Origin of the sequence: Kitasatospora sp. NPDC059462 (genome assembly GCF_042749955.1) — a bacterium.
Lineage (GTDB): Bacteria > Actinomycetota > Actinomycetes > Streptomycetales > Streptomycetaceae > Kitasatospora.
On the sequence record NZ_JBHYUU010000079.1, the window covers coordinates 1 to 22,141 of the forward strand.

The window sequence follows — 22,141 nt, forward strand, 5'->3', positions numbered from 1 at the left end:
GGGCGGCTCGGGACGGAACTCCGGCTCGGCCCGGTGCTCCTGGAACGGCCGGTCGTAGACGTCGTGCTCGGCCGGGTCCTGGAAGCCGTGGCCGTGGAAGCCGTGGCCCTGGTGGGCGTGGTCCGGGTGGCCCTGGTGGCCGTGGTCCTGGAAGCCGTGGTCCTCGTGCGGTCCCTCGTACAGCGGGACGTCGTACTCCTGGTGGCCGCCGTACGGCTGCTGCGGCGCCTCGTACACCGGCTCGTACGACGGGTACGGAGAGGCGTGACGGTAACCGGACATGTGGCCGATCCTGCCAAACGGAGGCCGGGTTGCGAAAGCCGGGGCCCTGTGCGGGCCCCGTGAAGAAGCCGCCGCCCCCGGCCGATCGGGCCCGGGACGGCGGCTCCTGCGGCCGGAGGCCGTGGTCAGAGGCGCATCGCCTGCGGGGCCTCCCGGCGCGTCAGGTCGGGGCCCTCGTACTCGCGGATGACCTCGTAGCGGGTGTTGCGCTCCACCGGGCGGAAGCCGGCGTCCCGGATCAGGTCGAGCAGGTCCTCGCGGCTCAGCTTGTTCGGGGTGCCGAAGTTGTCCGCGTCATGGGTGATCTTGTACTCGACCACCGAGCCGTCCATGTCGTCCGCGCCGTGGCTGAGCGCCAGCTGGGCGGTGGTGACGCCGTGCATCACCCAGAAGACCTTGACGTGCGGCACGTTGTCGAACAGCAGCCGGGAGACCGCGAAGGTCTTCAGCGCCTCCGCGCCGGTGGCCATCTCGGTGCGCGCCATCAGCTTGTTGCGCACCACGCCGTCCTTGGAGTCGTGGAAGTCGTGCTGGTAGCGCAGCGGGATGAAGACCTGGAAGCCGCCGGTCTCGTCCTGCAGCTCGCGCAGCCGCAGCACGTGGTCCACCCGGTGGCGGGGCTCCTCGATGTGGCCGTAGAGCATGGTGGCCGGCGTCTTGAGGCCCTTGCTGTGGGCGAGCCGGTGGATCCGCGACCAGTCCTCCCAGTGGGTGTCGTGGTCGACGATGTGCTGGCGGACCTCCCAGTCGAAGATCTCCGCGCCGCCGCCGGTCAGCGACTCCAGACCGGCGTCGATCAGCTCGTCGAGGATCTCGTCGGCGGGCAGGCCGCTGATCCGCTCGAACCAGTGGATCTCGGTGGCGGTGAAGGCCTTGAGCGAGACGTTCGGCAGCGCGGCCTTCAGCTCCCGCAGCGAGCGCGGGTAGTAGCGCCACGGCAGGGTGGGGTGCAGCCCGTTGACGATGTGCAGCTCGGTGAGGGAGTCGACCTCCATCGCCTTGGCGAGGCGGACGGCCTCCTCGATGCGCATCGTGTAGGCGTCCTTCTCGCCCGGCTTGCGCTGGAACGAGCAGTACGCGCAGGACGCGTTGCACACATTGGTCATGTTGAGGTGGCGGTTGACGTTGAAGTGGACGACGTCGCCGTTCTTCCGCGTCCGCACGTGGTGGGCGAGCCCGCCCAGCCAGGCCAGGTCGTCGCTCTCGTAGAGCGCGATCCCGTCCTCCCGGGTCAGCCGCTCACCCGCGTAGACCTTCGCCTCCAGCTCGCGCTTGAGCCCTGCGTCCATGCGGTGCCCCGCCTCCTCCGACTTCGAATCGTTGCCGGAACGAGCGTACGCCCCCACCCGTGGCGGTTCGCGGGCAGCCGCCCCGCGCGGGTCAGCCGGCGAGCAGTTCCGCCAGCAGCGACGGTTCGATGTTGCCGCCGCTCACCACGGCCGCGACGGCCTGCCCGCCGAGCTCGGCGGCCCGGTGGAAGTACGCCGCCGGGGCGACCGCGCCGGACGGCTCGGCGACGATCCGCCCGCGCCGGGCCAGCAGCGCCACCGTGGCGCGGATCTCGTCCTCGGTGACCGTGACGATGTCGTCCACGTAGGCGGCGAGGTGCTCGTACGGCAGCACGCCGACCGAGGGCGTGCGCAGGCCGTCGGCGATCGTCCGGTAGGTGTCGGCGACCGGCCAGCCGATCCGCCGCCCGGCCCGCAGGCTGGCCTGCGCGTCGGCCGCCAGCTCCGGTTCGACGCCGACCACCCGGATGCCCGGGCGGGTCAGCTTGAGCGCGGCCGCCGTGCCGCCGATCAGCCCGCCGCCGCTGACCGGGACGAGCACCGTGTCCAGCTCCGCCGGGGCGTCCTCGGCGATCTCCAGGCCGACCGTGCCCTGGCCCGCGATGATGAACGGGTCGTCGTACGGCGGCACCCAGACGTAGCCGTGCCGCTCGGCCAGCTCGCCGGGCACGGTGTCCCGCTCCTCCGGCGTGACCAGCAGCACCTCGGCGCCGAACGACCGGGTGGCCTCGACCTTGACCGCCGGAGAGGTGTCCGGCATCACGATCACGGCCTTGATGCCGAGCAGCTGCGCGGCGTACGCCACCGCCTGCGCGTGGTTGCCGCTGGACTGGGCGACCACGCCCCGGGCGCGCTCCTCCCCGCTCAGCGCGGCGAGCCGGTTGTACGCCCCGCGGGTCTTGAACGCCCCGGTCGGCTGGAGGTTCTCCGGCTTGAGCCAGAGCCGGCGCCCGCCGTCCGCCGCCCAGGGGGCGGGGACCAGCGGGGTGCGCACCGCGACGCCCGCGATCCGCTCCCGGGCCGCGTGCAGTTCCTCCAGGCCGACCAGTGCCATGACCGTCACTTCCCCCGTGCTTCCGTCGTGCGTCCGGGTGCTACTCGGCGTCGCCGAGCGGCAGCTCGCTGACCCGGCTCTCCCACTTCGTGGAGAGTACGACGGTCGTCCGGGTGCGGGCCACGCCCTTCGTGCCCGAGATCCGCTTCACCACCGACTCCAGGCCCTCGACGTCCGGCACCCGGACCTTGAGCATGTACGAGTCGTCACCGGCGATGAACCAGCAGTCCTCGACCTCGCCGAGGTCCTTCAGCCGGAACGCGACGTCCTCGTGGTCCGCCGCGTCGGTCAGCTGGAGGCCGATCAGGGCCGTGACCCCGAAACCGAGCGAGGCCGGGTTGACCGTCGCCCGGTAGCCGGTGATGACCCCGGCCTGCTCCAGGCGGTTGATGCGGTCCGTGACGCTCGGGCCGGAGAGGCCGACCAGCCGGCCCAGCTCGGCGTAGGAGGCGCGGCCGTTCTCCCGCAGCGCCTGGATGAGCTGTCTGTCCACCGTGTCCATATACCGTCGCGTCCTTCCGAACCTCGCCAGACCCACAGATCATTATCCGGATTCAAAGGCGCCGTACGCGGACCAACCCGGATATCGCAGAGAACATACTCTCCCGTCCTGCGGGATCTCACTCCCCCTCAGGCCGGGCGTCCGGTCGCGCGCGCCGCCGCACCCAACTCGCCCTCCCAGCGGCGGTACAGCGTGTGCGGCACGCCGACGGCGTCCAGCACCCGTCCGGCGACGAAACCGACCAGCTCGCCGACGGTGGAGCCGCCGGCGTAGAAACCGGGCGAGGCGGGGAGCACGACGGCGCCCTGCGCGTCCAGTTCCACCAAGTGCTTCAACGTCACCCCGTTGAGTGGTGTCTCGCGGACGCACACGACCAGCGGACGCCGCTCCTTGAGGGTGACGCTGGCCGTCCGCTGGAGCAGGTCCTTGCTGAGGCCGAGCGCGATCCCGGCCACCGCGCCGGTGGTGGCCGGCACCACCAGCATCCCCTTCGCGGGGTACGAGCCGCTGGACGGGCCCGCCGCGAAGTCGCCCGCCGGCCAGTACCGGACGTCCTCCAGCTCCTCCCCGCCGGTGCCCAGCCAGGCGGCCAGGTCGGCGCGCCAGTGCGCGTCCCGGAAGGCAATGCCGGTCTCGTCGAGGATGGTCAGCCGGGCGGCCCGGCTGACCACCAGGTCGACCGACTCGCCCGCGGCGAGGAGGGCGCGGATCACCGCGGCGGCGTACGGGGTGCCGGACGCGCCGGAGACCCCCACGACCCAGGGACGGCGGACTGGCTGCTCAGGCTTTTCCATAGTGGTTACTTTCTATCCCCACTCCGCCCCTCACTCCGCCCCGGCCCGCCCTGCGAGGATGGCGGCATGGCCACGACCCTCGTCGACCTCACCCACCAGGTGACCACCGCGATGCCGGTCTACCCCGGCGATCCGGCCGTCCTCCTGGAGCCCGCCCTCACCACCGCCGCCGCCGGGGTGAACGTGCTCGCCCTGCACCTCGGCTCGCAGTCCGGCACCCACGTGGACGCGCCGTACCACGTCGACGTCACCTGGCCGACGCTGGACGGCCTGCCGCTGGAGCGGTTCACCGGGCCGGCCGTCGTCGCCGACCTGCGCGGGCTGGAGCCGCGCGCCGCGATCACCGCCGAGCTGCTCGCCCCCGCGCTGGAGCGGGCCGGCGAGGGCACCGTCCTGCTGCTCGCCACCGGCTGGGCCCGGCACTGGGGCACCGACGCCTACCTCGCCCACCCGAGCCTGACCGCGCGGGCCGCCGAGGCGATCGTCGCCGCCGGGGTGCGCACGGTCGGGATGGACGCGCTCAGCGTCGACCCGACGCCCGACCCCGGCCCGGGCGACCCGGCGGTCGCCGCCCTGCTCGCCGACCTCACCGACGAGCACGACCAGCCGGCCGCCGAGGAGCCGACGCTGGCGGCGCACCGGGTGCTGCTCGGGGCGCCGGGCGGCGGGGTGATCGCGGAGAACCTGACCGATCTGCGGCCGCTGCTGGCGGCGCAGGAGGCGGGCCGGCCGGTCGAGGTCTCGCTCTTCCCGCTGCGGCTGGTGGCGGCGGACGGGGCCCCGGTGCGGGCGGTCGCCCGGCTGGGGTGAGCGGCCGCACCGCGGCCGGGCGGGAACACCTGGCCGGCGCCCGGCACTTGGTCTAGACCAACATTGGCGCACGGCGGTACGCTGTCCGGCCATGGCAGAGATCATCGGAGTCATCGAGCAGCTCTGGCGCTACCCCGTGAAGTCCACCGGCGGCGAGCGGCTCGACTCCGTCGAGGTGGACGACCGCGGGCTCGCGGGCGACCGCCTCTACGCCGTGCGCGACGGCAACGGCAAGCTCGGCTCCGGCAAGAACAGCCGCCGGTTCCGGCGGATGGACGGCCTGCTGCGCCTCTCCGCCCGGCTCGGCCACCGGCTCGACGGCCCCGAGCTGTTCGACCCGCTCGGCCGGCCGGTCCTCGACCCGACCGCGTTCCTGCGCGCCTACCTGCAGCGCGACGACGTCGAGCTGGCCCGCGAGGACGCCGTCTCGCACTTCGACCAGCTCCCGGTCAGCGTGCTCACCACCGCCACCCTGGACTGGGTCGCCGAGGCCGCGCCGTCCGCCGTGGTGGACGTCCGCCGGTTCCGCCCGAACGTCCTGCTGCGCACCCCGCCGGGCACCCCGCCGTTCACCGAGGACGCCTGGTTCGGGCGCGAGGCGCACGGCTCCGCACGCTCCGCCGCCCGGCTCGCCTTCGTCCGCTCCAGCGAGCGCTGCGTGATGACCACCGCCGCCCAGCCCGGGCTGCCGCACGCCCCGGAGATCCTCAAGGCCCTCGCGGCGTACCACGACTCCCGCCTGGACGCGCTCGCCGAGGTCGCCGCCCCGGGCCGGCTCGCGGTCGGCGACACCCTGACGCTGGCCTGAACCGCCCTCTGACGTCTCGTCAATTCCACGCGTTCCTGCACTGCTTGACCGTCACCCCCGCCGTCCGCCGGGTCCGCCGGATCTCCTGAGGTGCGGGGAGGCGGCCGTCTCCCGTCGCCGTGGCGGCTCAGTGGCGCGCCGGGAGGAGGCAGACGGGGTGGCCGGCCGGGTCGGCGTAGATGCGCCAGCGGCCGGCGTCGTGGAGGAGGGTGGCGCCGAGGGCGAGGACGGCGGGCTCGGCGGTGGCCAGGTCGGGGACGTGGACGTCGAGGTGGACCTGCTGGGGGCTCGCCGGGTCGCCCCAGCGGGGCGGGCGGTGGTCGGCGACGCCGTGGAAGCAGAGCACCGGGCCGGACGGGGTGTGCAGGGTGGACCAGTCGGCGTGCAGCGACCAGCGCGGGTCCGGCCGGTCCACCTCGCCGCCGAGCAGCCCCGCGTAGAACCGGGCCAGCACGGCCGGTTCCGGGCAGTCCAGGACGATGCACTCCAACCGGCCGATCATCGGGGCTCCTCGGGGGGACGGTACGGCTCGCAGAGCGCCGCCTCGATCTGGTGGCGGGTGGCGCGGGCGATCCGGGGGTGGGTGGCGGCGTAGTGGGTGTACGCGTTGAGGCCGGTGGTGAGGGCCCAGCCGCGGCCGCGCAGCCAGGCGGCGTCGTCGACGCCGAGGGCCGCGCGGAAGGCGGCCCGGGCGGGGGCGTCCAGCAGGGTCCAGGCGACGACCAGGTCGCAGGCCGGGTCGCCGACGCCGAGACCGCCGAAGTCGATGACGGCGGTGAGCCGTCCGTCGACGGCGAGCAGGTTCCCGGTGTGCAGGTCGCCGTGGAACCAGACCGGTGGACCGCGGTGGACGGGGGCGCGCACCGCGGCGTCCCAGAGCGCGGTGAGCGCGCGGGCGTCGAACGCGCCCCCGGCCGCCGCGATCTGCGCCCGGGTTCCGGCGTCACGACCGGCCAGCGGGGCGCCCAGGTGGTCGTTGTGCGCCCCCGGAGCGAGGCCGGGGAGCGTCGGAAGCGCCCGGAGCGCGGCCAGGAACCCGGCGAGGCGGACCGCGTCGGCGGGCAGGTCGGTGAGCCCGGCAGGGCCGGCGGGTGTCCCGCCGGGCAGCCAGCGGGCGACCGACCAGTGCCACGGGTAGCCGTGCGCGGGCTCGCCGACGGCCAGCGGCGCCGGCACCGCCAGCGGCAGGTGCGGCGCGAGCCGGGGCAGCAGGCGCGCCTCCTTCCGCGCCTGTCCGGCCGCCCACGCCCCGCGCGGCAGCCGGACGGCCAGTTCGTCCCCGAGCCGGTGGATCACGTGGTCCGAGCCCCCCGGCTGCACGCGCCGCAGGGGCAGCTCGGCCCACTGCGGGAACTGCTCCACGAGCAGCCGCCGCACCAGCGCGGTGTCGATCACCGGGGTCCGGGACGTCATGTCCCCAGTCCAGCGCGCCGGGGCCGCGCTGTCGACGGGTTTTCGGCCCGATGGGTTTCCAGCCCGGCCCGGACGCCGGCGGAGCGCCGGGCCCGGGGTTCGACGATCACCGTCACCGGGCAGGAAGCCCCGCATGACGATCCCTCACCGCTTGATCGGCACCGGCTCCCACAAGGTCCTGGTGCTGCACGACTGGTTCGGCACCAGCGCGGGCTGGGGCCCGTTCCCGGACTACCTGGACGGCTCCGCCTTCACCTACGCCTTCCTCGACTACCGGGGCTACGGCGACCGCAAGGACGTCCCCGGCGCCTACACCCTGGCCGAGATCGCGGACGACGCGCTCGCGCTGGCCGACCAGCTCGGCTGGGCGGAGTTCTCGCTGGTCGGGCACTCGATGGGCGGCAAGGCCGTCCAGCAGGTGCTCGCCCGGGCGCCGGAGCGGGTGCGCCGGCTGGCCGGGCTGGCGCCGGTCCCGGCGGGGCCGTACCCGATGGACGCGGACGGCGAGGCGCTGTTCTACGGCGCGGCCGAGGACCGGGCGAAGCGGTACGAGATCCTGGACCGGGTGACCGGGCGGCGGGCCGGGCGGGTCTGGCTCGACGGGATGGTCGACCGCTCGCTGGAGCTCTCCATCCCCGAGGCCTTCGGCGGGTACGTGCGGGACTGGACCACCGCCGACCTGGTGGACCGGATCGCCGGGAACCCGGTGCCGGTGCGGGTGTTCGTGGGCGAGCACGACCTGCTGCTGACCGCCGAGGCGATGCGCGGCACCTTCCTCGTCCACTACCCCAACGCCACGGTGGAGCAGCTTCCCGCCTCCGGCCACTACCCGATGCACGAGACCCCGGTCGCCCTCGCCTCGGCGCTGGAGGCCTTCCTCGGGGCCTAGGGTCTGCGGAGTGTTCCCTAGAGCTGCTTGATCCGCTCCCGTACGGCCGGTGAGGCCTTCGCCCAACTGCCGCTGTCGAAGGGCGGCCTGGGGTCGTACTCGGCGTGCAGCTGGATCGCCCGGGCGGTGGTCTCGTCGGTCAGCAGGGCGGCGAGGCGCAGCGCCATGTCGATGCCGGCGGAGATGCCGGCCGCCGTGACGATCCGGCCCCGGTGCACCACCCGCTCGGGGGTGTACGCGGCGCCGTACGCGGCCAGTTCGCCGGCCGCCGCCCAGTGGGTGGTGGCGGCGAGGCCGTCGAGCAGTCCGGCGGCCCCGAGCAGCAGCGCGCCGGTGCACACGGAGGCGGTGAACCGGGTGGTCGCGTGCGTCCGGCGCAGCCAGTCGAGGAAGGCCTCGTCGTCCATCAGCGGCCGGGTGCCGTGCCCGCCCGGCACGAGCAGCACGTCGCACCCCGCGACGTCCGCGTACCGGGTGGGCACGTCCAGCCGCATCCCCCCGATGCTGTCCGCCACCGCCCCCCGCTCCCCCGCCGCGACGAAGCGCACGGTGGCCCCCGGCAGATAGCCGAGCACCTGGTACGGGCCGATCGCGTCGAGCGGCTCGAAGTCCTCGAAGAGCGGGATGACGATGTCCATGTCCCGCAGCGTAAGCGGGAGTTGGCCATCCGTACCGCCCCCGGTCAGCGGATTCACGAGATCGAGTGGTCTGCACCACCGGCCTTTACCCCAGCGCATCCAGCTCCGCGCCGATGGCGGCCCGGAGGGGGTCCTGGGCGGGGGCGAGGGCGTGGGCCGGGTCGGTCCAGCGGTCGCGGGGGTAGAGCCAGACGGGGAGGCGGACGAGGTCGGCGGGTTCCCAGTCGTAGCGGGGCCAGACGTGGGCGTGCAGCATCGGGTCGGTGTTGCCGAGAATCTCCAGGTTGACCCGGCGGAAGGCCGGATCGGCCGCCCGGCAGGCGCGTTCGACGGCCTCGCCGAGGCGGTCGAGGTCCTCCAGGTAGGCGAGCCGGCGGGGGCGGGGCAGGTCGGAGAGCCGCTGCACCCCGGGCTCGTCGGTCAGCAGGATCGCGTACCCGGGCAGGAACTGCACGTCCCCGATCACGGCGAACCCGGCCGCCAGCCGCCGGACGACGGTGGGGTTCTCCCCGCGCAGGGCACTGCCGACGCGGTCGGCCTTCCAGTCACTGTGCTGCTCGGTCATGCGCCGATGCTAGTGACCGCCCGCCGCCGGACGGCCCCCACGACCGGTCCGGCCGCGCGGAACGCCCGGCCGGAGGGTCCGGCCGGGCGTCGGTCGCACGGGGGCGGGGCGGGTCAGAACTCGGTGCTGACCGTGACGCCGCTGAAGTCGGTGGCGGCGTACAGGCTGAGGTAGCGGTAGCCGGCGGCCGGGTTGGTGACGGTGAGGGACTGGGTGGTGCCGGTGCCGGTGGAGGAGGCGGTGAAGGCGTTCGGCGAGGCCCAGGTGTCGGCGTTGTAGTACAGGTGCGCGGTGCCGGTGCCGCCGGAGGTGGTGACCTTCAGGGTGGTGGTGCCGGCCGGCAGGTAGACGTACAGGTAGTCGGAGTTGCCGGCGGTCGCGGCGCGGCCGGTGCGCGAGCAGTTGCGGCCCATCGCGTCGTTGCGGGGTTCGGTGCAGGCCGGCAGGGTGACCGGGCCGCCGGTGGTGACGGTGACCGTGGCGGCGGTGGTGGCGGACCGGCCGGTGTCGTCGGTGGCGGTCAGGGCCACGGTGTACGAGCCGGCCGCCGCGTAGGTGTGGCTCGGATTGCGCTCGTCCGAGGCGGTGCCGTCGCCGAAGGTCCAGTGCCAGGCGGTGATCCGGCCGGGGCCGGTCTGCACGGCCCGCTCGTTCGCGGTGACGGTGGCGCCGCTCACCGAGGTGTCGAACAGCGCGGTCGGCCCGGCCGCGTAGCAGGCGCCGGCGGCGCAGGCGGTGAGCCAGGCGTCGAAGTCGGCGTCGTAGGAGGTGCCGAGGCCGTTGTAGACCGCGTAGCCGCCGGGGTAGTCGCCGACGCGGAAGCGCTCCAGCATGGCCCGGACGTCGGCCGGGTGCTTCTCCAGCATGTACCGGACGGCCAGGTAGCCCCACGGGTAGGTGCGGGTCGAGTCCGAGTTGGCGTAGGTGTTCTGGAAGAGGGTGCTGAGCTTGTAGGTGTGCTTGGCCGCCTGGGCCATCGCGTCGACGTCGGTGGCGCCGCGGTGGAGGTACGAGACGTACTCGGCGAGGCCCTCGACCCACCACTTGTTCGGGACGGACGACTGGGTGGTGTAGTTGCCCTTGAGGTTGTAGATGCTGTCGAGGTAGTGGGTGTACTCGTGGTTGAGGTTCCACACCCGCGCGGGGTCGTTGACGTTCCAGGCCTTCTGGTACATCACGGTCACGGCCCGGCTGTTCGGGTCGGTCGCGTCCATGACGGTCTGGCCGCCGTTGTCGGTGTCGTTGCCGAAGATCGCCCACGAGTAGGTGGTGTAGTCGGTCTTGTTGGCGAAGATCCCGAAGGTGACGTTCTTGGCGTACTGGTTCGGGATGGCCCCGTTGTCCTTGACCGTGCCGTGGAAGAGCGCGTCCTGGCTGCGCAGGCTCGCGCAGACGGTGGCCAGTTCGGCGGCCGACAGGGCCTGCGCCTGGAGGATGCGGTTGTCGCAGACCAGCTGGTTCGGCAGGACCACCGAGGTGAGCTTGGCGGGCAGGTCGCAGGTGCCGTAGTACGAGCACTGGCCGCCGTTGTAGTAGTTGGCCTGGACGGCCGTGTACACGTACAGCGGTGCGTGCGGCGTGAGGAGCGGCGCGGAGTCCAGCACCTTCTTGACCAGCGGCTTGGCCAGGGCCTCGGCGGCGGGGCTGGTTCCGGCGAACCGGGCCAGGTCGTTGCCCGCGTTGGTGTCGAGGACGGCGTGGGGCCCGGTGAGCAGGTCCCGGTGGTTGATCGCGAAGTTCGCGAGCGAGTTGACGAGGCCCGGATCGGCCGCGAGCGCCCGGACGAAGTCCGCGTTCCGGTAGCCGCCCCAGAGCGGGTAGAACAGCACGGAGTTGACCGCGCTGATCATCTGCGGGAAGGCGTTGTAGGAGTTGTCGTACTCGTCCAGGATCCGCTTGTAGACGCCCGCGTAGCGGGCCTGGAGGTTGGCGCTGTCGGTGAGCCACACCACCTCCTTGAGGACGCGGCCGTTGTCCTCGGTGACGTCACGCCAGCGGGTGCCCGCGAAGAGGGTGTCCAGGGCGGACGAGACGGCGGCGGTGAGCGCGGGGGTGTACGGGCCGGCCGCGGCCGGGTAGTAGAACTGGATGTAGTAGCCCACCTGCAGGTACTTCACCAGCTGCGCGACGCCGGTCGAGTTGTCGCCGGTGTAGCCGGCCGCCAGGTCCTTGAGGGCGGCCGCGACGGACAGCATCCGGGACTGCTGGAAGATGCTCGGGTCGGCCTTGCCCTCGCTGTACAGCGACTTGATGCAGTCCGGGGTCGAGCTCCTGATGAACGCGACCAGGTCGGCCCCGGTGCGGGCCGCGAAGTCGGCCGCGGTGCAGCTCTGCACGGCGAGGGACTTGGACAGGACGGGGGCGCTCGCCTCGGCCGGGTCGGCCGGGCGGGTCGCGCCGATCAGCGCCGGGGGCAGCGGGGCGGCGGGCTCGGCGAGGTCCTCGGACCCCGTCGTCACGGCCGGGGCCGTCAGGCCGACCGGGCCGCCCCCGGTCGGGGCCGGGGCGGCGGTGGCGGCGGGGGGTGCCGCGACGGCGGCCTGGGTCGGCAGCACGGCGGTGGCCGTGGCGCAACAGGCGACGACGCCTGCCGCGAGCATGGAGAGTCTGGTGCGCAGGAGCACGCCGAATCCTTCGTGAGTGGGGGCAGTCCGACGTGGGGTCGGGCTGGAGGAAGGAGATGTGGCGTGGATCCTGTCACCGGCCGGAGATCAGAACAATGTCACAGGTCATATGACACGCGATTTCCGGCCACCCCCGCACACCCCGGCGCGCGAGGTCCGACCGCATCCGCGCAGGCCGGCGGACCGGGCGGACTGGCCGATCCGCGCCCCCGGCCGGGACCCCCTCGGCGTGACCCGGATCACACCGCGGCGCCGATGAGTTTCCGTTCCGGGTCCGGTCCTATGGAGCGACGAACGAAGGAGAACCCCGCCATGACCACCCCCGCCGCCAAGGGCCCCGCCAGCTACTTCCCGTCGATCGAGAAGACGTACGGGCAGCCGATCGCGCACTGGAAGGAGCTGATCCGCTCCTCGCCGCTGACCCGGCACATGGAGCTGGTCGCCTGGCTCAAGGAGGAGCACGGGCTCGGCCACGGGCACGCGAACGCCCTCGTCAAGCACACGCTCGACGAGGGCGGGAAGTAGGGCCCGCGCGGGGCGCGGCCTCAGACGCCGAGGCCGCGCACCACCAGGTCCACCAGCGCGAAGAAGAACAGCGAGATGCCGACGAAGCCGTTGGTCTGGAAGAACGCCCGGTTCAGCCGGGACAGGTCGTTCGGCCTGACGATGGTGTGCTCGTAGACGAAGGCGCCGGCCACCACCAGCAGGCCGATCCAGAACGCGACGCCCGCGTCGGTGAGCACCGCGTACCAGCCGAGCAGCAGCGTGGTGACGACGTGGCAGCCGCGGGCCCCGCGGATCGCGGCCGGGACGCCGAACCGGGCCGGGACGGAGCGCACGCCGCCCTCCCGGTCGGAGGCGACGTCCTGGCAGGCGTAGATCAGGTCGAAGCCGCCGATCCAGATGCCGACCGCCGCGCCGAGCACGACCGCGTCCCAGGACCAGGTGCCGGTGACGGCCAGCCAGGCGCCGACCGGGCCCATCGCCTGGGCCAGGCCCAGGATCGCCTGCGGGAAGTCGGTGAACCGCTTGCCGTACGGGTAGACCACCATCGGCACCACGGCCACCGGTGCGAGCGCCAGGCAGAGCGGGTTGAGCAGGGCCGCGGCGCCGAGGAAGACCACCAGGGCGATCGCCGAGCCGATGTACGCGGTCTTCAGCGAGACGGCGCCGGTGACGAGTTCGCGGCCCGCCGTGCGCGGGTTGCGGGCGTCGATCTCGCGGTCGATGATCCGGTTGGCGGCCATGGCGAAGGTCCGCAGGCCCACCATGCAGACCGTGACGATGAACAGCTCGCCCCAGTGCACCCGTCCGTCGGCCAGGAACATCGCCGTCAGCGCCGCGATGTAGGCGAAGGGCAGGGCGAAGACCGAGTGCTCGATCATCACCAGCCGCAGGAAGGACTTCACCTTGCCCGGCGGGACCTCGGGGAGCGCGGCGGCGGTGCTCACAGCCCGTACTCCTTCCAGCGCCGGTCCACCAGGGCGGCGGTCGCCGGGTCGGAAGTGACCATCTCGGGCCAGCCGCCGTCGCGGGTGTAGCCCTCCTCGGGCAACTTGCGGGTCGCGTCGATGCCCGCCTTGCCGCCCCAGAACTGCTGGTAGGAGGCGTGGTCGAGGTGGTCGACGGGGCCCTCCACCACGGTGAGGTCGCGGCTGTAGTCGACGTTGCCGAAGGCCCGCCAGGCGACCTCCTGGTAGTCGTGGACGTCGCAGTCGGCGTCCACCACGATGATCAGCTTGGTCAGCGACATCATGTGCGCGCCCCAGATGGCGTGCATGGTCTTCTGCGCGTGCTTCGGGTACTTCTTGTCGATCGAGACGATCACGCAGTTGTGGAAGCCGCCGGCCTCGGGCAGGTCGTAGTCGACGATGTCCGGGATGATGATCTTCAGCAGCGGCAGGAAGAAGCGCTCGGTGAACTTGCCCAGCGGGCCGTCCTCCGTCGGCGGGCGGCCGACCACGATGGACTGCAGGATCGGCCGGCGGCGCATCGTCACGCAGTCGATCGTCAGCGCCGGGAACGGCTCCTGCGGCGTGTAGAAGCCGGTGTGGTCGCCGAACGGCCCCTCGGGCAGCAGCTCGCCCGGCTCCAGCCAGCCCTCCAGGACCACCTCGGCGTCGGCCGGGACCTGCAGCGGGACGGTCTTGCAGTCGACCATCTTCACCCGCTCGCCCGCGACGAACCCGGCGAACAGGTACTCGTCGATGTCGCCCGGCAGCGGCGCGGTGGCCGCGTAGGTGACGGCCGGCGGGCAGCCGAAGGCGATCGCGACCGGCAGCTTCTCGCCCCGCCTGGCGGCCACCGCGGCGTGGTTGCGGCTGTCCTTGTGAATCTGCCAGTGCATGCCGATGGTGCGGCGGTCGTGCCGCTGCAGCCGGTACAGACCGAGGTTGCGGATGCCGGAGTCCGGGTCCTTGGTGTGGGTGAGGCCCAGGTTGAAGAAGGAGCCGCCGTCCAGCGGCCAGGTGAACAGCGCCGGCAGCTCGTCCAGGTTGACGTCCTCGCCGGTCAGCACCACCTCGTGCACCGGAGCGTCGCAGGACTTGACGTGCTTCGGCGGCACGTGGGCCATCGAGGCGAGCTTGCCGAAGGCGTCCCGGAAGCCGGTGAAGCCCTGCGGCAGCTCCGGCTTCAGCAGGCCGGAGATCTTGTCGCCGATCTCCTCCGGGCCCTTGAGGCCGAGCGCCTTGGCGAGCCGGCGCTCGGTGCCGAAGACGTTCATCGCCAGCGGCATCGTGGAGCCCTTGACGTTCTCGAACAGCAGGGCCGGGCCCTTGGCCTTCTGCACGCGGTCGACGATCTCGCCGATCTCCAGATAGGGGTCCACCTCCGCCTTGATGCGCTTGAGGTCGCCTTCGCGGTCGAGGGCCCGCAGGAACGAGCGGAGATCGTCGTATGCCATGCCAGCCAGTATCCGCCACCCGATAGCCTGGCCTGTGTCAAGGGCCCCCTTGGAGCGCGCACCGCCAGCGGCCGCCGCTCCGAGGGCCCGACCGCCACCGACGCCGCCCGGGGGAGATCGCCGCCGTGCTGAGGATCCTGACCTTCGTGCTCCCGCTCGCCCTGTGGGTGTGGGCCTTCATCGACTGCCTGACCACCCCCGAGGAGGAGGTGAAGCACCTCCCCAAGGTGGTCTGGGTGATCATCGTGCTGCTCTTCCCGCTGGTCGGCTCGATCGCCTGGCTGGTGGCCGGCAAGCAGCGCGGGGTGCGCACCGCCCCGGCCGGCGGCCACGGTGCGGGCGGCCCGGCGTACGGCCGCCGGCGCGACGGCCGCCCGCTCGCCCCGGACGACGACCCCGAGTTCCTCGCCTCGCTGAACAGGCGCGACGACGGCCACGAGGACATGCTCAAGCAGTGGGAGGCGGATCTGCGCCGCCGCGAGGACGAGCTGCGCGGCAAGGAGGACCCGGACGAGGGACGACGGGCCTGACCCCGGTCGCTCGGACAGCCCACCCGGCATCCACCGGGTGGGCTGCGGTGTTTTTGGCGCATCCCTACGACTCACCGGCCACCGGCCACGCAGCGGCGCGCCCTTCGCGGGTCTCCCGGGCGCCCCTCGGACGGCCCCGGACCGCAGCCGGACGGCATCCGGCGGGACAGCGCTGACCTGCGCGTTTCCTCATGTCCAGCTCACCCGGCAGCCATCCGGACGACAGCTCGGGGTAATCGAACAGCTACCGTACGGGCAGGCTGAATCGCTTCTGTTTCTGTGCAGCCCTGACATCTAAACGGACGCGACCTTGTACGGAATCGACGCCGAAACCAGCGTGCGGCCCCTCGTACAGTCATAAGTGAAGAAGTGATTCGCAGCCGGGGGCATCGCAGACGTTGGCTGTCGGACAGTTCCCTCACCTTTGGAGTGGTTCGAGATGACGGTTGTGCACCAGACGCCGGTCGACGACGACGCCCCCGAAGTCCCCGCGGACGTACGGGGCAAGGTCGCGGAGCTGCACGAACTGCGCGAGCAGGTCCGGCGCGGGCCGAGCGAGAAGGCCACCGAGGCCCAGCACGCCAAGGGCAAGCTGACCGCCCGCGAGCGCATCGACCTCCTGCTCGACGAGGGCTCGTTCCACGAGGTCGAGCCGCTGCGCCGGCACCGCGCCCAGGGCTTCGGCCTGGAGGCGAAGAAGCCGCACACCGACGGCGTCGTCGTCGGCTGGGGCACCGTGCACGGCCGGACGGTCTTCACCTACGCCCACGACTTCCGGATCTTCGGCGGCGCGCTGGGCGAGGCCCACGCCCAGAAGATCCACAAGATCATGGACATGGCCATCGCGGCCGGTGCCCCGCTGGTCTCCCTGAACGACGGCGCCGGCGCCCGCATCCAGGAGGGCGTCACCGCGCTCGCCGGCTACGGCGGCATCTTCCAGCGCAACACCCGGGCCTCCGGCGTCATCCCGCAGATCTCCGTGATGCTCGGCCCGTGCGCCGGTGGCGCGGCCTACTCGCCGGCCCTCACCGACTTCGTCTTCATGGTCCGCGAGACCTCGCAGATGTTCATCACCGGCCCGGACGTCGTCCAGGCCGTCACCGGCGAGAAGATCAGCCAGAACGGGCTCGGCGGCGCCGACGTGCACGCCGGGGTCTCCGGCGTCTCGCACTTCGTCTACGACGACGAGCAGTCCTGCATCGAGGAGGTCCGCTACCTCCTCTCGCTGCTGCCGCAGAACAACCGCGAGATGCCCCCGTCGGCCGTCAACGACGACCCGGTGGACCGCCGCAACGAGTCGCTGCTCGACCTGGTGCCCGCCGACGGCAACCGGCCGTACGACATGCGCAAGGTCATCGAGGAGATCGTCGACCACGGCGAGTACCTGGAGGTCCACGAGCGCTGGGCCACCAACGTGCTCTGCGTGCTCGCCCGGATCGACGGCCACGTCACCGGCATCATCGCCAACCAGCCGCAGTCGCTGGCCGGCGTGCTGGACATCAACGCCAGCGAGAAGGCCGCGCGCTTCGTCCAGATGTGCGACGCCTTCAACATCCCCCTGGTCACCATGCTCGACGTCCCCGGCTTCCTGCCCGGCGTCGACCAGGAACACGACGGCATCATCCGGCACGGCGCCAAGCTGCTCTACGCCTACTGCAACGCGACCGTGCCGCGGATCCAGCTGATCCTGCGCAAGGCCTACGGCGGTGCCTACATCGTCATGGACTCGCGCTCGATCGGCGCCGACCTCTCCTTCGCCTGGCCGACCAACGAGATCGCCGTCATGGGCGCCGAGGGCGCGGCCAACGTCATCTTCCGCCGGGACATCAACGCCGCCGACGACCCGGACGCGATGCGCAACCAGAAGATCAAGGAATACAAGAGCGAACTGATGCACCCGTACTACGCGGCCGAGCGCGGCCTCGTGGACGACGTCATCGACCCCGCCGAGACCCGTCAGGTCCTGGTGTCCTCGCTGGCCATGCTCCGCACCAAGCACGCGGACCTGCCGAGCCGCAAGCACGGCAACCCGCCGATGTAGCGGCAGCGCCGCCCGGCCGCACAGCGCACCGCCGGGCACGCCGACGCCGACGCCGACCGACCCACCACCATCCGCCGGGAGAGAACCGGACCATGACCGCTTCCGCCGAACCACTCGTCCGCATCGTCCGCGGCTCGCTCACCGACGAGGAGCTCGCCGCCCTCACCGCCGTGCTGATGGCCCGCGCCGCGGCCGCCCAGCAGGCGGCGGCCGCCGCCTCGCCGGTCGAGCCGATCGCCAACTGGCAGCGCCTGGAGCGCCGCCCGGCGTACTACTCGCCGGTCAGCTGGCAGTGGGCCGCCTGACGGCTCGAACGAGGCCCCGGACACCCGTCCGACCGCCGGCCGGCCACCCGCACACCGGGGTGGCCGGCCGGCGGCGTTCCAGGCCCGGGGCGAGCGCGCGCGACCGGCGCGCACCGGCGCCCGGAACGGCTCGAAAGGATCGCTACCGCACGGTACGGGGGCCAGTGCCCGGTCCGCCGCCGTAGGATCCAGCCGCTGCCGACGACAGAGAGCAGGGAGGCTGCGATGGCCAGGCAGGCCCGGGCGCTGGCGACCCGCCAGACGGTGCTGCGCGCCGCGGCCGAGGTGTTCGACGAACGCGGCTACGCGGGCGCCACCATGGCCGAGATCCTGGAACGGGCCGGTGTCACCAAGGGCGCGCTCTACTTCCACTTCCCGTCCAAGGAGGAGCTGGCGCTCGCCGTGATCGAGGGTCAGAGCGCCTGGCTGGCCACCTGGCAGCCCGCCACCGACAGCCCGATGCAGACGGTCATCGACCTCGGCTACGCGTTCGCGCACTCGCTGCTGGACGACCCGCTGCTGCGCGGCGCGATCCGGCTGACGATCGAGCACGGCACCTTCACCCAGCCGCAGGTCGGCGCCTACCAGGGCTGGGCGGACGCGGCGCGCGAGCTGCTGGAGCGCTCGCTGGAGGTCGGCGAACTCCGCCCCGGGGTGCGGCCGGCGGCCGCCGCCGGGGTGATCACCGGCGCGGTGGCCGGCATCCAGCTCAACTCGCAGGTGCTGACGGACCGCAGGGACCTGCTGCAGCGGATGGCCGACCTCTGGGCGCTGCTGCTGCCCGGCCTGGTCGAGCCCGGCGCCCTGGCCCGCCTCGACACCGTCGACCGGACCACCACCCGCCCGCACGGCTAGGACGGGGCGGGGCGGGGGCGGGGGCGGAGGCGGGGGCGCCTAGAAGCGGTAGTCCGTCAGGCGGTCGGCCGGGACGAGCGACGGGAGGGCGGCCGACCAGAGGCCGCTGATCGCGGCGGGGGCGAGCCGGCCGGTGGCCTCGGCGGCGAACAGGACCAGTCCGGCCGCCAGGGTGGCCAGCAGCCCGGCCGCCTGCTCCCGGTCGAGCCCGGGGCGCAGTTCGCCGGCCGCCGAGGCCCGGTCGAGCAGGGTGCGGAAGACGGCGGTCAGACGCCGCCAGGCGTCCGCCGAGGGCTCCGGCGGCGAGCCGGCCGGGGCCACCACCGCACCGGTCGCGCAGCCCGCCGGACGGCCGCCGAGGCCGAGCAGCACGCCGGCCCGGACCACCACGTCCTCGCGCAGCAGCCGGGCCAGTTCGTGGGTGAGGTCGACGAGTTCCTGGACGGCCGGCCCGCCGCCGCGCAGCGCCCGCAGCACGGCCAGGCCGACGGTGTCGGCGGCCTCGGCGCGGACGCCGTCCGCGAGGGCCTGCTTGGAGACGAAGTGGAAGTAGAGGGCGCCCTTGCTGACGCCCGCCCGGCGGCTGATGTCGACCAGGCTGGCCGACTCGAAACCCGCGTCGGCGAAGGTGTCCGCCGCGGCGAGCAGCACGGCCTGCCTGGTACGCCCCGCCCGTTCCTGCTTAGCCACTCGGCCCCTCCGGCCCCGGCCGCGGCGGGCTGCGGCCCGCCCGGTTGCTGTCACGGCGCCGCCGTCGGTTCCGCGGCGCCCCGTCTGCGGACCGTCGGTGGCGCGCCGCGACCGCCCGAAACCGCATGGTTGGTATCTAATCTAGCCCCTGTCCGGCCCCCGCCGTCCAGAGGGGACGGGCCGCCGTCCGGGCCCCCGCCCGGGGGCCGGACCGGGCCGGCCGGGCGTTGCCGCAGGCCGGCGCCCGGGTACGGTGGGCCCGGCGGGGCGCACACAAGTGACGACCCCGCAGGGGGAGCAGAAACCGGGTGGCCTGTATGTTTTTCCAGGGCCGCCCGCACGGCCGGCCGACCGACACCCGGGAGTGGGGCCAGTCATGCCAGTGTTCACCGCGACGGACGGCGACACCCCGTATCCCCACCCCGGCCCCGTCCCCGCGGGCCCGGGGCGCTACGACTTCCACGAGCGCACCGTCTCGCGCCACCTGGTGCGCCGCTCCTCGGTCGCCGAGGTGCTCATCACCGGCTGGCAGGCCACCGGCCCCTACGACTTCCTGCTCGGCGCCCAGTGGCCGCGGCTGCACGGCTTCTACCGGCTGCCCGGCGACCGCCACCACGACCCGGTGCTGATGGCCGAGACGGTCCGGCAGGCCGCCCTGCTGGTGGGCCATGCCGGGTTCGGCGTGCCGCACGACCACCACGCGGTGCTCGACGAGCTCGGCTACACCCTCGGCCCGGCCGGACTGGACGGTCTGGCGGTCACCACCGCCCCCACCGAGCTGATGCTCCGGATCACCTGCCACGACGTCCGGATGCGGCACGGCCGGCTGCTCGCGCTGCGGGTGGACGCCGAGGTCGAACGCGACGGCCGCCCGGTCGCCCGCGGCTTCGGCGGGCTGCGGATCCTCTCCCCCGCCGCCTACGACCGGCTGCGCGGCCCCGGTCCGGCCGCCGCACCGGCGAGGCTGCCGGGCCAGGCCACCGCGCCGGAGCTGGTGGGCCGTCAGCAGGCCGCCGACGTCGTGCTCGGCCCGGCCCTGCTGCCCGGCAGCTGGCTGCTGCACGCGGACACCCGCCACCCGGTGCTGTTCGACCCGATGGACCCGGCGCCCGGCCACCTGCCCGGGATGCTCGTCCTGGAGGCCGCCCGGCAGGCCGCCCAGCGGCTGCACCACCCGGACCGGGTGGTGCCGCTGGAACTGGTCACCTCGTTCCACGACCCGATCGCGCCGGACCGCCCCTGCGTGGTGCGGGCGGTCCGGGAGGGCGGTCAGGAGACCGGCGGCGGCGGACGGCGGGCGGCGCTGCGGGTCCTGCTGGTGCAGGAGGGCCGGACGGTGGCCGAGGCCCGGCTGCTCACCGGGCCGGCCGACGGCGGCCCGGCCCGGGCCGAGCCGGCCCCGGCGCGCCGGGGCCTGCCGCTCGCCAGCTGAGCCCGCCCCGGCCGGGGGCGGGCCGTGCCGTGCCGTGCCGGGGCACGGACTCAGGCAGCCACCAGCGCGGACGGCCGCCCGGCGTGCATCACGGAGAGGTTCTCCGCCAGCCGCCCCGGGTCCTGGGCCAGCCACAGCCGCAGCGCGGCGCCCAGCATCGCACTGGCCGAGCCGATCCGCACCTGCGTCACCTGGGCGATCCGGGCCGCGCCCGGCACCAGCAGGTCGGCCAGCGGCGCCGGCAGCCAGACGGTCAGCGCGCACGGCGCGGGGGCCGCGAGGGCGCCCAGCAGCCGGTAGGCGTCGGCCGGCGAGCTGACCGTGGGGATGATGTCCAGCAGCCCGTCGGCCACCACCTCGGACACGTCGCTGCGGTGTCCCTGGGCGAGCCGGCGGAGCAGCAGGTGCTCGGCGGCGGTGATTCGGACGGTCAGCATGACCTCGTCGCACTCCATTGCGCGATTTCCTCCTCAGTTCCTCCCCGTGCCGGACCGGGCGGCCGGCACGAACTACCCCTGTCGCACCTCGGCCCGGCTTCCTCGTCTGGAGTGCCGGGCCGGTGGGTGGTTTCCGGTCCCGGTCAAATCCCCGCGTAGGAGTGCTTGCCGGTGACGAAGATGTTCACGCCGTAGTAGTTGAACAGCCAGCAGGCGAAGGCAGCGAGCGCCAGGTACGCGGCCTTGCGGCCCTTCCAGCCGGCGGTGGCGCGGGCGTGCAGGTAGCACGCGTAGGCGACCCAGGTGATGAACGACCAGGTCTCCTTCGGGTCCCACTCCCAGTACTTGCCCCAGGCGGCCTCGGCCCAGATCGCGCCCGCGATGATGGTGAAGGTCCACAGCGGGAAGACCAGGGCGTTGATCCGGTAGGAGAGCTTGTCCAGGGTGGCCGCGGCGGGCAGCCGGCGCCAGATCGACGGCGAGGTGCCCAGCGGGCCCCGGGTCAGACCGGCGGCCATCCGCTTGTCGAAGGAGTCCTTGCCCAGGTACAGCAGCGTCGTGACGAACGCCGCGTAGAAGGCGCCGCCGCAGACGATCGCGGTGGAGACGTGGATCGCCAGCCAGTACGAGTGCAGGGCCGGGACGAGCTGCTCGGACTCGGTGTACAGCACCTCGGTGGCGATGCCGAGGGTGAGCACCACCGCCAGGGTGACCGGCAGGCCGAGCCAGCGGACCGGCTTCTTCGCGGCCAGCAGGCCGACGAAGGCCACCGCCATGGCGAGCGCGAAGGCGCAGGAGAACTCGTACATGTTGCCCCACGGCCAGCGGGAGACCGAGAGGCCGCGGGTGAGGACGCCACCCGCGTGCAGCAGGAGGCCGAGGACGGTGAGCGAGACCGCGATCCGGCCGGCCAGGTCGGCCTTCTCGCTGGTGCCGGCCGCGCCGGGGCCGTCGACGTCCTCGTCGCCGCGCCCGCTGGTCACCACCGTGGCACCCTCGCCGGCCAACGCGGTGCGGGTCAGGGTCGTGGTGCCGCCGCGTGCGGAGGCGACGGTGACCGTGACCTTCTTGGCGCCCTTGGTCCTGGCGTCGGCGTCGGCGACGGTCTCGGCCAGACCGGCCTGCTGGATGGAGCGGACGGCGACGGCGCCCTTCGAGCCGAAGGTCCATTCGAACATGTAGGCGAACATGGCGATCAGATAGACCGCCATCGCCGAATAGATCAGCTTGTTGGACAGGTCGGCCAGCTGCGGGTCGACCGACGAGGCGAGGTGCACC

General features: G+C 73.2%; 23 protein-coding genes and 1 pseudogene. 9 read left to right on the forward strand and 15 right to left on the reverse strand.

From position 1 onward, the window contains the following. From ACFXAM_RS20305 to ACFXAM_RS20325, 5 genes and pseudogenes are all read right to left on the reverse strand, one after another. Positions 1-282, reverse strand: a pseudogene (locus ACFXAM_RS20305) (hypothetical protein); the annotation flags it as partial. 125 nt (positions 283-407) lie between these two features. Then, positions 408-1,571 carry an aminofutalosine synthase MqnE gene (gene mqnE / locus ACFXAM_RS20310; protein WP_380293107.1) on the reverse strand — a complete coding sequence of 388 codons (1,164 nt, stop codon included), beginning with the start codon at positions 1,569-1,571 and terminating at the stop codon, positions 408-410. A 91-nt stretch (positions 1,572-1,662) separates the two neighbouring features. After that, positions 1,663-2,625, reverse strand: a complete 963-nt coding sequence (locus ACFXAM_RS20315) for a threonine/serine dehydratase (RefSeq protein ID WP_380293109.1) — start codon at positions 2,623-2,625, stop codon at positions 1,663-1,665. Between the two features lie 40 nt (positions 2,626-2,665). Beyond that, entirely contained in the window at positions 2,666-3,127 is a 462-nt protein-coding gene (locus ACFXAM_RS20320; protein WP_380293111.1) for an Lrp/AsnC family transcriptional regulator, read from the reverse strand. Between the two features lie 128 nt (positions 3,128-3,255). Beyond that, the gene (locus ACFXAM_RS20325; RefSeq protein ID WP_380293113.1) at positions 3,256-3,921 is read right to left on the reverse strand and encodes a UbiX family flavin prenyltransferase; all 666 of its coding nucleotides are present in this window, start codon (positions 3,919-3,921) and stop codon (positions 3,256-3,258) included. Positions 3,922-3,987: 66 nt separating this feature from the next. On the opposite strand from ACFXAM_RS20325, the gene ACFXAM_RS20330 reads away from it, so the two are divergent. Further along, on the forward strand, positions 3,988-4,731 hold the full coding sequence (locus tag ACFXAM_RS20330; RefSeq protein ID WP_380293115.1) for a cyclase family protein: 744 nt from the start codon (positions 3,988-3,990) through the stop codon (positions 4,729-4,731). A 91-nt stretch (positions 4,732-4,822) separates the two neighbouring features. Beyond that, entirely contained in the window at positions 4,823-5,539 is a 717-nt protein-coding gene (locus ACFXAM_RS20335; protein ID WP_380293117.1) for an MOSC domain-containing protein, read from the forward strand. A 127-nt stretch (positions 5,540-5,666) separates the two neighbouring features. Here ACFXAM_RS20335 and ACFXAM_RS20340 read toward each other — a convergent pair whose 3' ends face one another. Continuing rightward, positions 5,667-6,041 carry a VOC family protein gene (locus tag ACFXAM_RS20340; protein WP_380293119.1) on the reverse strand — a complete coding sequence of 125 codons (375 nt, stop codon included), beginning with the start codon at positions 6,039-6,041 and terminating at the stop codon, positions 5,667-5,669. Then, positions 6,038-6,952, reverse strand: coding sequence for an aminoglycoside phosphotransferase family protein (locus ACFXAM_RS20345; RefSeq protein WP_380293121.1), 915 nt, complete (start codon positions 6,950-6,952; stop codon positions 6,038-6,040). The genes ACFXAM_RS20340 and ACFXAM_RS20345 overlap by 4 nt, the downstream gene beginning before the upstream one ends. A 133-nt stretch (positions 6,953-7,085) precedes the next feature. Between ACFXAM_RS20345 and ACFXAM_RS20350 the strand changes: the two genes are divergently transcribed. Further along, the gene (locus tag ACFXAM_RS20350) at positions 7,086-7,841 is read left to right on the forward strand and encodes an alpha/beta fold hydrolase (protein WP_380293123.1); all 756 of its coding nucleotides are present in this window, start codon (positions 7,086-7,088) and stop codon (positions 7,839-7,841) included. Between the two features lie 17 nt (positions 7,842-7,858). On the opposite strand, the gene ACFXAM_RS20355 is transcribed toward ACFXAM_RS20350, so the two are convergent. The 3 genes from ACFXAM_RS20355 to ACFXAM_RS20365 all read right to left on the reverse strand — a co-directional run bounded on the left by ACFXAM_RS20355 (position 7,859) and on the right by ACFXAM_RS20365 (position 11,668). Beyond that, on the reverse strand, positions 7,859-8,479 hold the full coding sequence (locus tag ACFXAM_RS20355; protein WP_380293125.1) for a DJ-1/PfpI family protein: 621 nt from the start codon (positions 8,477-8,479) through the stop codon (positions 7,859-7,861). Positions 8,480-8,564: 85 nt separating this feature from the next. Beyond that, positions 8,565-9,044 (reverse strand): HIT family protein, encoded by a 480-nt coding sequence (locus tag ACFXAM_RS20360; protein ID WP_380293127.1) that lies wholly within the window; start codon positions 9,042-9,044, stop codon positions 8,565-8,567. Positions 9,045-9,157: 113 nt separating this feature from the next. Next, positions 9,158-11,668: a collagenase gene (locus tag ACFXAM_RS20365; protein WP_380293129.1), complete on the reverse strand. Its 2,511-nt coding sequence runs from the start codon at positions 11,666-11,668 to the stop codon at positions 9,158-9,160. A gap of 312 nt (positions 11,669-11,980) precedes the next feature. Here ACFXAM_RS20365 and ACFXAM_RS20370 point away from each other — a divergent pair, with 312 nt between their 5' ends. After that, a complete protein-coding gene (locus tag ACFXAM_RS20370) occupies positions 11,981-12,193 on the forward strand; it encodes a DUF4287 domain-containing protein (RefSeq protein ID WP_380293131.1) in 213 nt (70 codons plus the stop codon). A gap of 20 nt (positions 12,194-12,213) precedes the next feature. Here the strand turns inward: ACFXAM_RS20370 and mqnP are convergent, their stop codons facing one another. Both mqnP and ACFXAM_RS20380 read right to left on the reverse strand, forming a co-directional pair. After that, positions 12,214-13,119, reverse strand: coding sequence for a menaquinone biosynthesis prenyltransferase MqnP (gene mqnP / locus ACFXAM_RS20375; RefSeq protein WP_380293133.1), 906 nt, complete (start codon positions 13,117-13,119; stop codon positions 12,214-12,216). Continuing rightward, the gene (locus tag ACFXAM_RS20380; protein ID WP_380293135.1) at positions 13,116-14,573 is read right to left on the reverse strand and encodes a menaquinone biosynthesis decarboxylase; all 1,458 of its coding nucleotides are present in this window, start codon (positions 14,571-14,573) and stop codon (positions 13,116-13,118) included. Before ACFXAM_RS20380 ends, mqnP begins: the two co-directional genes overlap by 4 nt. Positions 14,574-14,698: 125 nt before the next feature. Here ACFXAM_RS20380 and ACFXAM_RS20385 point away from each other — a divergent pair, with 125 nt between their 5' ends. From ACFXAM_RS20385 to ACFXAM_RS20400, 4 genes are all read left to right on the forward strand, one after another. Then, positions 14,699-15,103, forward strand: a complete 405-nt coding sequence (locus ACFXAM_RS20385) for a PLD nuclease N-terminal domain-containing protein (RefSeq protein ID WP_380293137.1) — start codon at positions 14,699-14,701, stop codon at positions 15,101-15,103. Between the two features lie 439 nt (positions 15,104-15,542). Further along, positions 15,543-17,144, forward strand: coding sequence for an acyl-CoA carboxylase subunit beta (locus ACFXAM_RS20390; RefSeq protein ID WP_380293139.1), 1,602 nt, complete (start codon positions 15,543-15,545; stop codon positions 17,142-17,144). A gap of 92 nt (positions 17,145-17,236) precedes the next feature. Further along, positions 17,237-17,449 (forward strand): acyl-CoA carboxylase subunit epsilon, encoded by a 213-nt coding sequence (locus ACFXAM_RS20395; protein WP_350561664.1) that lies wholly within the window; start codon positions 17,237-17,239, stop codon positions 17,447-17,449. A 225-nt stretch (positions 17,450-17,674) separates the two neighbouring features. Next, on the forward strand, positions 17,675-18,304 hold the full coding sequence (locus ACFXAM_RS20400; RefSeq protein ID WP_380293141.1) for a ScbR family autoregulator-binding transcription factor: 630 nt from the start codon (positions 17,675-17,677) through the stop codon (positions 18,302-18,304). 39 nt (positions 18,305-18,343) lie between these two features. Here ACFXAM_RS20400 and ACFXAM_RS20405 read toward each other — a convergent pair whose 3' ends face one another. Further along, positions 18,344-18,994, reverse strand: coding sequence for a ScbR family autoregulator-binding transcription factor (locus ACFXAM_RS20405; protein WP_380293143.1), 651 nt, complete (start codon positions 18,992-18,994; stop codon positions 18,344-18,346). A 376-nt stretch (positions 18,995-19,370) separates the two neighbouring features. Here ACFXAM_RS20405 and ACFXAM_RS20410 point away from each other — a divergent pair, with 376 nt between their 5' ends. Then, positions 19,371-20,426 (forward strand): ScbA/BarX family gamma-butyrolactone biosynthesis protein, encoded by a 1,056-nt coding sequence (locus tag ACFXAM_RS20410; protein ID WP_380293145.1) that lies wholly within the window; start codon positions 19,371-19,373, stop codon positions 20,424-20,426. Positions 20,427-20,476: 50 nt separating this feature from the next. Here ACFXAM_RS20410 and ACFXAM_RS20415 read toward each other — a convergent pair whose 3' ends face one another. Both ACFXAM_RS20415 and ccsB read right to left on the reverse strand, forming a co-directional pair. Then, entirely contained in the window at positions 20,477-20,881 is a 405-nt protein-coding gene (locus ACFXAM_RS20415; protein WP_380293147.1) for a hypothetical protein, read from the reverse strand. Between the two features lie 125 nt (positions 20,882-21,006). Then, positions 21,007-22,140, reverse strand: a complete 1,134-nt coding sequence (gene ccsB, locus ACFXAM_RS20420) for a c-type cytochrome biogenesis protein CcsB (protein ID WP_380293149.1) — start codon at positions 22,138-22,140, stop codon at positions 21,007-21,009. Position 22,141: the final 1 nt, after the last annotated feature.